The 12,864-nt window shown below is 28.6% G+C and carries 13 protein-coding genes; all 13 read left to right on the forward strand.

The features are described from left to right. Position 1: 1 nt before the first annotated feature. The 13 genes from lepA (at position 2) to IBJ83_RS04130 (ending at position 12,840) form a co-directional block, all read left to right on the forward strand. Positions 2-1,810 carry a translation elongation factor 4 gene (gene lepA / locus IBJ83_RS04070; protein WP_068475195.1) on the forward strand — a complete coding sequence of 603 codons (1,809 nt, stop codon included), beginning with the start codon at positions 2-4 and terminating at the stop codon, positions 1,808-1,810. A gap of 59 nt (positions 1,811-1,869) precedes the next feature. Beyond that, entirely contained in the window at positions 1,870-2,994 is a 1,125-nt protein-coding gene (gene hemW / locus IBJ83_RS04075; protein WP_201275421.1) for a radical SAM family heme chaperone HemW, read from the forward strand. An 8-nt stretch (positions 2,995-3,002) separates the two neighbouring features. After that, a complete protein-coding gene (locus tag IBJ83_RS04080) occupies positions 3,003-3,647 on the forward strand; it encodes an HAD family hydrolase (protein ID WP_201275422.1) in 645 nt (214 codons plus the stop codon). A gap of 113 nt (positions 3,648-3,760) precedes the next feature. Further along, the gene (locus IBJ83_RS04085) at positions 3,761-4,897 is read left to right on the forward strand and encodes a cysteine desulfurase family protein (protein ID WP_201275424.1); all 1,137 of its coding nucleotides are present in this window, start codon (positions 3,761-3,763) and stop codon (positions 4,895-4,897) included. A gap of 9 nt (positions 4,898-4,906) precedes the next feature. Next, positions 4,907-6,109 (forward strand): AI-2E family transporter, encoded by a 1,203-nt coding sequence (locus IBJ83_RS04090; protein ID WP_201275427.1) that lies wholly within the window; start codon positions 4,907-4,909, stop codon positions 6,107-6,109. 9 nt (positions 6,110-6,118) lie between these two features. Continuing rightward, positions 6,119-8,725 carry an alanine--tRNA ligase gene (alaS, locus tag IBJ83_RS04095; protein WP_201275429.1) on the forward strand — a complete coding sequence of 869 codons (2,607 nt, stop codon included), beginning with the start codon at positions 6,119-6,121 and terminating at the stop codon, positions 8,723-8,725. An 18-nt stretch (positions 8,726-8,743) separates the two neighbouring features. Then, entirely contained in the window at positions 8,744-8,995 is a 252-nt protein-coding gene (locus IBJ83_RS04100) for an IreB family regulatory phosphoprotein (protein ID WP_068475212.1), read from the forward strand. 52 nt (positions 8,996-9,047) lie between these two features. After that, complete coding sequence (gene ruvX, locus IBJ83_RS04105) at positions 9,048-9,473, forward strand: Holliday junction resolvase RuvX (RefSeq protein ID WP_068475216.1); 426 nt, start codon at positions 9,048-9,050, stop codon at positions 9,471-9,473. A 10-nt stretch (positions 9,474-9,483) separates the two neighbouring features. Continuing rightward, positions 9,484-9,729 carry a DUF1292 domain-containing protein gene (locus IBJ83_RS04110; protein ID WP_068475219.1) on the forward strand — a complete coding sequence of 82 codons (246 nt, stop codon included), beginning with the start codon at positions 9,484-9,486 and terminating at the stop codon, positions 9,727-9,729. A 14-nt stretch (positions 9,730-9,743) separates the two neighbouring features. After that, entirely contained in the window at positions 9,744-10,187 is a 444-nt protein-coding gene (locus IBJ83_RS04115) for a Fur family transcriptional regulator (RefSeq protein ID WP_068475222.1), read from the forward strand. Positions 10,188-10,199: 12 nt separating this feature from the next. After that, a complete protein-coding gene (locus IBJ83_RS04120; RefSeq protein ID WP_082713940.1) occupies positions 10,200-11,870 on the forward strand; it encodes a ribonuclease J in 1,671 nt (556 codons plus the stop codon). Between the two features lie 8 nt (positions 11,871-11,878). Further along, positions 11,879-12,202 carry a YlbF family regulator gene (locus tag IBJ83_RS04125; protein WP_201275431.1) on the forward strand — a complete coding sequence of 108 codons (324 nt, stop codon included), beginning with the start codon at positions 11,879-11,881 and terminating at the stop codon, positions 12,200-12,202. Next, complete coding sequence (locus IBJ83_RS04130) at positions 12,202-12,840, forward strand: O-methyltransferase (RefSeq protein WP_201275432.1); 639 nt, start codon at positions 12,202-12,204, stop codon at positions 12,838-12,840. The genes IBJ83_RS04125 and IBJ83_RS04130 overlap by 1 nt, the downstream gene beginning before the upstream one ends. The last annotated feature ends 24 nt before the right edge of the window (positions 12,841-12,864 follow it).

The raw sequence follows: 12,864 nt of genomic DNA on the forward strand, positions 1-12,864 counted from the left end.
TATGAAAATAGAGCAGAGTAATATTAGAAATTTTTCGATAATTGCACATATAGATCATGGGAAATCTACACTTGCAGATAGATTGATAGAAAAAACCGGAATGATGACTAAAAGAGAAATGGAAGAACAGGTTTTAGATAGTATGGACCTTGAAAGAGAAAGAGGAATTACCATAAAGCTAAAAGCTGTAAAACTTTTCTACAAGGCTAAAGACGGTGAAACATATATGTTAAATCTTATAGATACTCCAGGACATGTTGACTTTACCTATGAAGTTTCAAGAAGTCTTGCCGCTTGTGAAGGAGCGATTTTGGTTGTCGATGCTACACAAGGTGTTGAGGCACAAACTTTAGGGAATGTTTATTTAGCTTTGGAACAAGACTTAGAGATTTTACCTGTTATAAATAAAATAGATTTACCGTCAGCTAGAATTGACGAAGTAAAGGAAGAAATCGAAGAAATTACAGGCTTTGATACTGACGGAATTCCTCTAGTTTCAGCAAAAGAGGGTCTTAATATAGAGGACGTTTTAGAAGATATTGTAAATAATGTTCCTGCACCAACCGGAGATGAAAATGCGCCTCTCAAAGCACTTATTTTTGACTCATATTATGATTCATATAAGGGCGTTGTTTCGTATGTTCGTGTAGTTGAGGGAACTTTAAAAGAGGGAATGACAATTTATATGATGGCAACAAAAGGTAAATTTGAAGTTACTGAAGTTGGTTATACTGCGTCTGGAAATGTTCAAACGGGAGAGCTTAAAGCCGGAGATGTTGGTTATGTAGTTGCGAGTATAAAAAATGTAAAAGATGCAAGGGTTGGAGATACAATCACTGACTTTGAAAATATGACTGAAAGTGCATTACCCGGATATAAAAAAGTTGTTCCTATGGTTTACTGTGGAATTTATCCAGCAGAGGGAGAAGATTTTAACAGTGTAAGAGAGGCATTAGAGAAATTACAAGTAAATGATGCGTCATTATCTTTTGAACCTGAAAGTTCAGTTGCTTTAGGTTTTGGTTTTAGATGTGGTTTCTTAGGACTTTTACACATGGAGATTATTCAAGAAAGACTTGATAGAGAATTTGATTTGAATATCATCACTACTGCTCCGTCTGTAATTTATAAAGTTGCTAAAAAAACTGGAGAGATTTTAGAAATTCAAAATCCAAGTAATTTACCAAAAGAAACAGAAATAGAATATATGGAAGAGCCAATAGTTGAGGCAAATATTATGACTCCAAAAGATTATGTTGGAACTATTATGGACTTGTGTCAAAATAAGAGAGGAATTTTTGAAAATATGGAATATCTTGACCAACATAGAGTTAGTCTTAGATATATTTTGCCATTGAATGAAGTTATTTATGACTTTTTTGATGCTTTAAAATCAAAGACAAAAGGATATGCATCACTTGACTATGAATTGAAAGGTTATCAACGTTCAGACCTTGCGAAGTTGGATATCTTAATCAATGGAGATTTGGTAGATGCCTTTTCAATAATTGTTCATCGTGAAAAATCTTATGATAGGGCAAGAAATATCGTTGAAAGATTAAAAGATGAAATTCCAAGACACCAATTTGCAGTACCTATCCAAGCGTCAATAGGTTCAAAGGTAATCGCAAGAGAAACTGTAAGAGCATTGAGAAAGGACGTTCTTGCAAAATGTTATGGTGGAGATATTTCAAGAAAGAGAAAATTGCTTGAAAAACAAAAAGAAGGTAAAAAGAAAATGCAACAAATCGGTAGCGTAGAAGTACCACAACAAGCATTTTTAGCGGTATTAAAATATGACGAAAAATAATATATTATTTTAAATTACAAGCCTATTATTAAATAGGCTTTTTGTTTAATGGGAGAAAAATGAAAAGATTAGGACTATACATTCACATTCCTTTTTGTGATAAAATTTGCAATTATTGTGATTTTACTGCATTTCAAGGAGCAAATTCTAAAATTTTAGAATATGTGAATGCTTTAAAAAAAGAAATTCAGTTAAAAGGAAATAAAAATTTTTTTATTGATTCAATTTTTATCGGAGGAGGAACTCCAAGTTTTATTGATGGAAAATATATTTTTGAAATTTTAGAAGAAGTTAGAGAGAATTTTACAGTTTTAGAAAATATTGAAATTTCGATTGAAACAAATCCAAAGACCTTTGATGAAAAAAAATTGGAATTTTATAAAAAAGCCGGGATAAATAGATTATCCATAGGAGTACAGAGCTTTAACGATAAAATTTTAAAAGAGCTTGGAAGAAATCACAATTCAAAAGAAGTTTTTGAAAGTATTGAATTGGTTAGAAAATTTGATTTTGATATAAATTTAGACTTAATTTTCGGTTATCAAAAGCAAAGTGTAGAAGATATTTTATATGATTTGGAAATGGTAAAAAAGATTAATCCTGAGCATATTTCTTACTATTCTTTGATAATCGAAGAAAAAACTAAATTTAAAGCATTGCAAAATGCAGGGAAATTAAACTTTTTAGATGAAGATATTGAAAGAAAAATGTATCATTTAATAGTTGAAAATTTAGAAAAAATTGGGCTTAAACAATATGAAGTTTCAAATTTTTCTAAAGAGCAAAAAGAGTCTGTTCACAATAAAAAATATTGGAATTGTAAAGAATATTTGGGAATGGGAGTATCTTCACATTCATACTTTGAAGATGTGCGATTTTCAAATACTGTAAATCTTTCGAAATATATAAAAGAATTGGAAAATGGAAATATTCCAATAGATTTTTTGGAAAATTTGGATATGGCTACAAAGAAATTTGAATATATTATAATGAATATGCGTTTGAAAGAGGGTTTTTTGATTTCTGATTATAATAAACTTTTTAATGTAAGTTTTTTAGAAGATAATAAAAAAGTTGTTGAAAATGCAATAAAAAACGATGTTGTAGAAATAAAAGAAGATAGAATTTACTTTACAAAAAAAGGCTTTGATATAATGGATAGTTTTTTTGTTGATATTTGTTAGGAGGAATTATGAAAGCTGTACTTTTTGATATGGATGGGGTTATAATTGATTCGGAAATGTTTTATATGGAAGGAACATTTGACTGGATTACTAAAAGAGGCTTTAAAGGAAAGCTTGAAGATACTTACAGATTAATTGGGACAGATATGAAAGGCACTTACAGTTTGCTTTATGAAATGCTTGAGGGAAGATTGACTATTGAAGAAATTGATGAAGAAAATAAAAAATATTTTTCAGAAAATCCGATTAATTATAAAAAAATTTTAAATCCTTTTGTAAAAGAAATTTTAAGTTTTTTAAAAGAAAATAAAATCAAAACTGCACTTTGCTCATCAAGTCCTAAAAGAACGATAGAAAAAGCATTAAAAGAATGTGAAATCTTTGATTACTTTGATTTCATCATAAGTGGCGATGAAGTAAAAGAAAGTAAACCAAACCCTGACATTTACCTAAAGGCTTGTGAAGTTTTAGAAGTTTCTCAAAGTGATTGTTTTGTTATTGAAGATTCAACAATGGGAATACAATCAGGAAAAAATGCAAATATAAAAGTCATTGCGATAAAAGATAAACGCTTTGGACAAAATCAAACCAAAGCAGATTATGTTTTTGATAATTTAGGAGAAGTTTTAGAGTTTTTAAAAAGTGAAATTTAAAATAAAGTTAGTTTGTTCTAACTTTATTTTTTGTTTTATTTTCTTGTATTTTGTGGGATATTAGAGTATAATTATAGTAGTATATTTTATTTTAAAGATGGAGATTTGTGTATATGAATAATATTATTTATTTTGATAATTCTGCGACTACAAGTTTAAACGAAGAAGTTTTTAATTCTATGAAAGAATTTTTGCTTTTAAATTATTCTAATCCTTCTTCTGTTTATGAATTTTCACAAAAGTCTAGGGTTATGATTGAAAAGTCAAGAGAAAATATTGCCAGTTACATAAATGCTAATAAAAATGAATTATTTTTTACATCAGGGGGTACTGAATCTGATAATTGGGCTCTTGTCGGTGCAACTTTATTTAAAGGTAAAAAGAGTGGACATATAGTTACGACAGCTTTTGAACATTCAGCTGTCTTGGAAAGTGCAAAATTTTTAGAAAAAATGGGCTTTGAAGTTACTTATATTAGTCCTAATGAATTGGGTTTTATATATGTAAATGATGTTGTTGATGCTATAAGAGATGATACGATTTTAGTTTCTGTAATGTATATAAATAATGAAGTTGGAACTATTCAAGATATAAAAGAAATTTGTAGAATGGTTAAAGAAAAAAATCCTAGTATTTTATTTCATACTGATGCAGTTCAGGCTTTATCTGAAATTGAAATTGATGTAAAGGATTTGAATGTAGATTTGCTTTCTATTTCAGGCCATAAGATTCATGCACCAAAAGGAATTGGAGCTTTGTATATAAAGTCGGGAATAGATATAGAGAATTTTATTTTTGGAGGTTCTCAAGAACGCTCAAGACGTGCAGGAACGGAAAATGTTGCTGGTATTGTAGGATTTTCAAAAGCGATAGATATTTTAAGAAAAAATAGGGGAGTTAATGTTTCTAAGAGATTGGAGCTAAGAGACTATTTTTTGAAAAAAGTTAAAGAAAATTTTGATTTTGCAAAAATAAATGGTTCACTTGAAAATAGACATTCCGGTAATGTAAATATTTCTTTTGTGGGTATGGATAAAGAAATGTTAATTATGAGTATGGATTTTAATGGGATTTGTATTTCCAGTGGTTCAGCTTGTAGTAGTGGTTCTGTTGGAAACTCACATGTTTTAGATTCTATGAAATTGCTTGATTCATTAAAGGAGAGTGCAGTTAGAGTTAGTTTTGGAGAAAGTAACACATTCGAAGAGATAGATATTTTTATTTCATCTTTGAAGGAATTGTTTAATTAAGGGGGGAATATGTTAGATTTTAATTTGATTTTAAATATAACTATAAAGTTCTTAGTGGCTGTTTTATTAGTTTTTGGCATTTATGTATTCATTAAATTTTCTAATAAAAAATTAGATGAAGATAGTAAAATAAGTTTTAATAAATTAAAAATGTTAAGAATAATATTATACATATTGGCTTTGCTTGGTATGATATTTTTGTTTAAAAGATATTCAATTTTAAGGATAACTTCTATTACTTTTTTAGCATCTGTTGTTATTGCTTATATTTTGAATCCTTTTGTAAAATTTTTTGAAAGAAAAAATATAAAAAAAGTTTATTCAATAGTAATTGTTTATATAATAATTGCTACATGCATTTTTGTGTTGGCAATTGGAATTTTTCCAAGTACATTTAAACAATTTAAAAACTTGTTTACGTCCTTACCGGCTTTGGTAAAGAATTTTGTTGAATATAGTGATAGTATTAAAAATAGTTTGTTTACAGATAATTCTGTTATAAATAACTGGATAAGTGGATTAAATGGACAACTTTTAAAAGTTGTAAATGTGTTGGTTTCCAATTCAATTAATTGGATTACAGGATTTGTTGCAGGAATTTCAAGCTTAATAGCTATTGTAATTCAACTTATTTTGATTCCGGTAATAACATTCTATTTATTATTAGAAAAAGATAAAATTTTAGATGCGATAGGAAAAAGAGTTCCGGATAAATATGAGCATTTTTTAGTTAAACTTTGGAAAGAAATAGATGAATCTTTATCTATGTTCGTTAGAGGTAGAATTATAATGGCAATATTTGTTGGCGTTGTTACTATGATTTACTTAATGCTTTTCGGAATAGAGTTTTCGTTTGTAATTGGAATTATAACTTGTATAGCTGATATTATTCCATATATCGGACCGTTTTTAGGTTTCGTTCCGGCAGTATTACTTGCTTTGTTTAAAGGGCCTTTTACAGCTCTTTGGGTTGCTATTTTGTTCTGCTTGGTTCAATGGGTTGAAAATAATATTTTGGGACCTAAGATACTTGGAGATAGTACAGGTATGCACCCGTTGATAGTTTTGATATTATTAATTTTAGGTGGTGGAATGTTTGGAGTTTTAGGTATGATTTTCTCTGTTCCAATAGCTGCCGTTGTAAAGATAATTTACAAACATACAAAACCATACATTAAAAAATATTTGTATAAAGATAAATTTGAAAATTAAGAGGTATATATGAAAAAATTAGGATTAAATGAAATTAGAAAAGAATATTTAGATTTTTTTGAAGAAAAAGGACATTTGCGTTTAAAGAGCTATCCTTTGATTCCAAATAATGATAAGAGTTTATTACTTATAAATGCAGGAATGGCTCCATTAAAAGATTATTTTACCGGAGTTAAGAAGATGAGCAAAAGCAGAGCTACTTCAAGTCAAAAATGTATTAGAACTGCAGATATTGACAATGTTGGAAAAACTCAAAGACATGGAACTTTTTTTGAAATGTTAGGAAATTTCTCTTTTGGAGATTATTTTAAAAGAGAGGCAATAACTTGGGCTTGGGAATTTTTAACAGAAAAGCTTGAAATGGATAAAAATTTATTATCTGTAACAGTTTATGAAGAAGATGATGAGGCTTATGATATTTGGAGAAATGAAGTTGGTCTTCCAGCTGAAAAAATTCAAAAACTTGGTAAAGAAGATAATTTTTGGGAATTAGAAGTTGGTCCTTGTGGTCCTTGTTCTGAAATTATGTATGATAGAGGGGAAAAATATACTAATCCGGACGACAGATTTATGGAAATTTGGAATTTAGTTTTCACTCAATTTAATAAAGATAAAGAAGGAAATTATGAAAGATTAGCTCACCCAAATATTGATACAGGTATGGGTCTTGAAAGACTTACTTTAGTTTTAGAAGAAAAAGATAATATTTTTGAAATTGGTTTAGTTGATACAATAATTAAAAAAATTGAAGAGATTTCAGGTGTTAAATATAAATCAAATGAAATTTCAGATATTTCAATAAGAGTAATTGCTGACCATGCAAGAGCTATGACTTTCTTGATTTATGACGGAGTAATTCCAAGCAATGAACAAAGAGGATATGTGTTAAGAAGACTTATAAGACGTGCTGCAAGACACGGAAAATTATTAGGAATTAAAGATAATTTCTTAATCGATGTTTCAAAAGTTGTTATGGAGGCATACAAGTCAGAATATCCTGAGTTATTAGAAGATAGTGAAAGAATTTTTAAGATATTAAATGCAGAAGAATCAAAATTCCAAGAAACAATAGAACAAGGACTCGGAATTTTAAATTCATATATTGAAGAAGAAAAAGCAAATAATTCTAAAGTTTTAGCAGGAGATAAAGCATTCAAATTATATGATACTTATGGATTCCCATTAGATTTAACAAAGGAAATCTTAGAAGAACAAAAAATGACTGTTGATGAAGATTCCTTTAATCAAAATATGCAAGAACAAAAAGTTAGAGCAAGAGAAGGTAGAAATAATGTCTCAGCCGGTTGGAGTGAAAAAAATACTGATTACTTAAAAGCTTTAGAAACAACTGAATTTTTAGGATATACTGAAAATGTATGTAATGGAAAAGTTATAAAATTATTTAAAGACGAAGTAGAAGTTTCAGCTTTAAATGAAGGAGATAAAGCACTTTTAGTATCTGATAGAACTGTTTTCTATGGTGAAGGTGGAGGACAAGTTGGAGATATTGGTATCATAGAAAATGAAAATTGTAAAATTAAAGTTTTAGATACTAAGAAAAATAAAAACAACGGTATTTTCCATAGTGTTGAAGTTATTTCAGGAAAAGTTAATTTAAATGATGAATTGACTTTTAAAATAGATATAAACAACAGACGTGATATTATGAAAAATCACTCTGCAACTCATCTTTTACACCAAGCTTTGATTGAAGTTTTAGGAAATCATATTAATCAAGCAGGGTCTTTGGTAGATGCGACTAAATTAAGATTTGATATTACACATTTTGAGGCTATAAGTCAAGAAGATTTGAAAAAGGTTGAACAAATTGTAAATGATAAAATTGCATTAAATCTTGAAACAGTTATAAAAGAAATGTCTTTGGAAGAATCTTCAAAAATGGGAGCAATAGGACTTTTTGAAGACAAATATAAAGATGTTGTAAGAGTAGTTTCTTTTGGTGGTTGGTCAATAGAACTTTGTGGTGGAACTCATGTTAAAAATGTTAGTGAAATTCAAATGTTTAAAATAATTTCAGAATCAAGTGTTGCTGCCGGAGTTAGAAGAATAGAGGCTACAACAGGAAGAAATGTTTATGAATATTTAAAGAAAACTGAAAACCAAGTTGAAGAAGTTTCAAACTTATTGAAATGTAAAAAATCAGAACTTGTTAATAAAGTTTCATCTTTAACAGAAGAAATAAAAACTTTAGAAAAAGAATTAAAAGAAATGAAATCTCAAATGACTTTGAGTAGTTTAGATTCATTTATAGCTGATAAAAAAGATATTGAAGGAATTTCTTTTATTGCTAAAAAGGTAGAATTTGAAAATCAAAATGATTTAAGAGATTTAATTGATAAATTAAGAGACAAATTGGGTACAAGTGTAATAGTATTTGCTAATGTATATCAAGAAAAATTAACTTTTACAGTTGGAGTAAGTAAAGATTTGAATGCAAGAAAAATAAATGCAGGAAATATTGTTAAAGAAGTTGCTAAACTTGTTGGTGGTAATGGTGGTGGAAGACCTGACATTGCATCAGCTGGGGGTAAAGACTTAAGTAAAGTTGATTTTGCTTTAGAACAAGCAGAAGAAATTTTAAAAGCTCAATTTTAATAAATAGGAGGGGATTATATGTCAAACGAATTTAACGAAACAATGAGAATTGAGATACCAAGTGAAAAGAAAAGTATTAAGGAAATTATTAAAGTAGTGTATTTGGCACTTGAAACTAAGGGATATAATCCTAAAAGTCAAATCATAGGATATATTCTTTCCGGTGATCCAACTTATATTACTAGCTATAATAATGCTAGAGGATTAATTAGACAAGTTAGCAGAGATGAAATCCTAGAAGAATTTTTAGAAAGTTATATAAAAGATTAAGGACTTCCCGGCAATTTTTGCCGGGGTCTTATTGCAAATTTAAGAGGTATTTATGAATAGATATATGGCTCTAGATGTTGGCGATAGGACAATAGGTGTTGCAATAAGCGACCCTTTGTTTATTATGGCTAGTGGGCATAGTACGATTTTTAGAGAAAATCTTGAAAAAGATTTAGAGATTTTAAAGGATATAATTGTAAAGGAAAGCATAATTAAAATTGTTGTTGGACTTCCTAAAAATATGAATAATACTGTTGGACCTCAAGGAGAAAAAGTTTTATCTTTTGTGGAAGATTTGAAGATATTTTTAAAAGATAACAACTTTGAAATAGAAATAGTTATGCAAGATGAAAGACTTACAACAGTTAGTGCAGAAAGAATTTTAATAGAAGGAAATATGAGTAGAAAAAACAGAAAAAAAGTAATTGATAAAGTTGCTGCTACATATATTTTACAATCATATTTAGATAGAAAATAGGAGTTATATTTTGGAACGTTTTGAGGCATTTGATGAAAATGGGAAAAAAATCATTTTTGAATTAGTTGAAACTTTTGGTATGAATGAAAGTGAATATGCAGTTTTAAATTCAAAAGATGATATTAATACATATATTTTGAAAATTGTATATGATAAAGATGGAAATATTAATCTGGAAGGTATAGACGACGAAGAGCTTTCAGATGCAATAGAGGTTTATGAAGAATTAAAGTCAGAAAAAGAAGAAAATTTATAAAAAGGAGAATTAGTATGGAAGTAAAAGAAATGAAAAAGTTATTAGTAGAAAATAACTATAAGATTACTAAGCAAAGAGAAATTGTTTTTAATGTTTTAAATGAAAACAAAGGTAATCATTTAAGTCCAGAAGAACTACATGAGATAGCCAGTAAATATGATAAAGATTTAGGTATAGCTACTGTTTATCGTACACTTGTTATTTTTGATAAGATGAATATAGTTCACAAATTGGACTTCGATGATAATAGATACAGATATGAAATCATAAGAGATGATGACAAGCATCAACACCATCATTTACTATGTAAACAATGTGGAAAGATAATTGAAGTTGAGGAGGATTACCTTGAAACTTTAGAACAAGTTATCGAAGAAAAATATAAATTTAAAATAAATAACCACGATTTAAAATTCTATGGAAAGTGTTCAGATTGTTTAAATCTTGAAAATAAATAGAGGATAATTGTAGTGCAAAAAAATAAAAAGAAAACTTTAAAGCTGATACCCTTAGGAGGCGTTGGTGAAATAGGTAAAAATATGTCTATTTTGGAATATGACGATGAAATTATTATCTTGGATTGTGGTATGACTTTTCCGGATGATGATATGCCCGGAATAGATATTGTAATCCCGGATATTACCTATTTAATGAAAAATATTGATAGGGTAAAAGGACTTTTTTTGACACACGGACATGAGGACCATATTGGTTCTGTACCATATATAATGAAAAAAATAAATGTGCCTGTTTATGGAACTAAATTAACTTTAGGACTTGTTGAAAGTAAATTACAAGAACATAATATCAGTAAAGAAAATTTAAAACTTGTAAATGCTGGAGAAATTATAAAAACCAAACATTTTTCGGTTGAGTATATAAGAGCTTGTCATAGTATTCCTGATAGTGTAAGTTTTGGAATTAAAACTCCTGTTGGAAACATAATTTTTACAGGAGATTTTAAAATCGACTATACACCTATTGACGGGGATAAGATGGATTTACATCGTATTGCTCAATGGGGTATGGACGGGGTTATGCTTTTATGTGCAGATAGTACAAATGTTGAAAGACCCGGATATACAATGAGTGAAAGTTCGGTTGGAGAAACTTTTATTGAACTTTTCAGCAAAGCTAGTGGTAGAATAATAGTTGCAACTTTTGCATCTAATTTGCATCGTGTTCAACAAATTATAAAAGCAGCTGAAAGATTTAAAAGAAAAGTTGCCGTTTCAGGTCGTTCTATGGTAAATGTAATTAAGGTTGCGACAGAGCTTAATAAATTGGAAATAGAAAAAGGAACTTTAATTGAATTAAAGGATATTAATAAATATGATGAATCACAAATTGTGCTTTTGATGACAGGTAGCCAAGGGGAACCTATGAGTGCATTGAATAGAATGGCTTATGGTGAACATAGAAAGCTTGTCTTGACTGAAAATGATACAGTCATTATTTCAGCATCTCCGATACCGGGAAATGAAAAAATATTTTTCGGTCTTGTAAATCGTCTTGTTGAAATGGGTGTTAAGGTTATACATTCATCACTTGCAGATGTTCATGTTTCAGGTCATGCTTGTCAAGAAGAATTAAAGTTGATTCATACTTTAGTAAAACCAAAATATTTTATTCCGGTTCATGGTGAGTCAAGACATTTGAAAAGACATGCTAAATTAGCTGTTGAAATGGGTATGCCTGAAGAAAATATTTTTATAGGAAGAAACGGAACTGTCTTTGAGTTTAATGATAAACAAGAGGCATTTATTTCCGGTACTGTTGAATCAGGAAACATTTTAGTTGACGGTCTTGGCGTTGGTGATGTTGGAAGTGCAGTTCTTAGAGATAGAAAGCATTTATCTGAAGATGGCATTATCATTGTTATGGTTGTGCTTGAAAAATCTACTAAAGAAATTATTTCAGGTCCTGAAATTGTTTCAAGAGGATTTATTTACGTTAAAGAAAACTTAAACCTTGTATCTGAAATGAGTAAAGTTGTTGAAAATACTTTAAATATTTGTAAGGAAGATTCTATTACAGACATTGGTACTATGAGATATAATATAAGAAAAGATTTGAATTCTTATATTTATCATGAGATTAAGAGAGGACCGATGATTATTCCTATAATTACAGAACTTTAGGAGGTAGTATGAATATTTATAATAGTATTTTAACTTTTTCAAATGATTTTAAAAATTGTGATGAAGTTAAAGAATTTAAAAGATTAAAGAAAAAAATTGATGAAAATGTTGAAAATAAAAAAATTATAGATGATTTTCACAAGAAATTATATGACTATCAAGTTGCTAAACAAAATGGAGAAGATGTTGCTGAAAGAGAAAAACAACTTAATGATTTAAATCAAATCTTAATGAGTAATTCAGAAATATCAGAATTTATGGCAGCAGAAGTTAGAATTTCAACTATAATGAATGATATTGTAAAAATGTTAGAGGAAACAATCGCAGGATAATGGAAGTTGTTGCAAATTATGTTTCTGAATATATTAGAGGATTAGAAAAGAGTAAAGAGCCGATTTTAATCGAAATGGAAAAATTTGCTCTTGAAAATAGAGTTCCTATTATAGAGGTTGAAGTTGCCAGATTTTTAGAATTTTTGGTTATGTTAAAAAAGCCAAAAAGAATTTTAGAAATTGGAACGGCAATAGGTTATTCATCTATAATTATGAATAGAGCTTATCCAGAGTCTAATATAACTACTATTGAAATAGATGAAAAAAACTTTTTAAAGGCTAAGGAGTTTATAAAAAAAGCAGGCCTTGAAAAAAATATAGATACAATATATGCTGATGCTAATGATGCTTTAGATTTCATCACAGATAAATATGATATGATTTTTATGGACGCAGCAAAAGGTCAATATATAAGTTTTTTTGAAAAGTCTATTGAAAGATTAAATTCCGGTGGAATATTGGTTTCTGATAATATTTTGTTTAGAGGACTTGTAGCCAAAGAAAAAAATAATGTTAGAAGAAAAAATACAATAGTTAGAAGATTGAAAGAATTTTTAAAAATTATTACTAATAGTGAAGAATTTTCAACTACGATAGTACCGATAGATGACGGTATGGCTATATGTTATAAAAAATAGTTTAAATCTTAATAGGAATCCAGT

The organism is Parvimonas parva (assembly GCF_016552165.1).
In the GTDB taxonomy this organism is placed as follows: domain Bacteria; phylum Bacillota; class Clostridia; order Tissierellales; family Peptoniphilaceae; genus Parvimonas; species Parvimonas parva.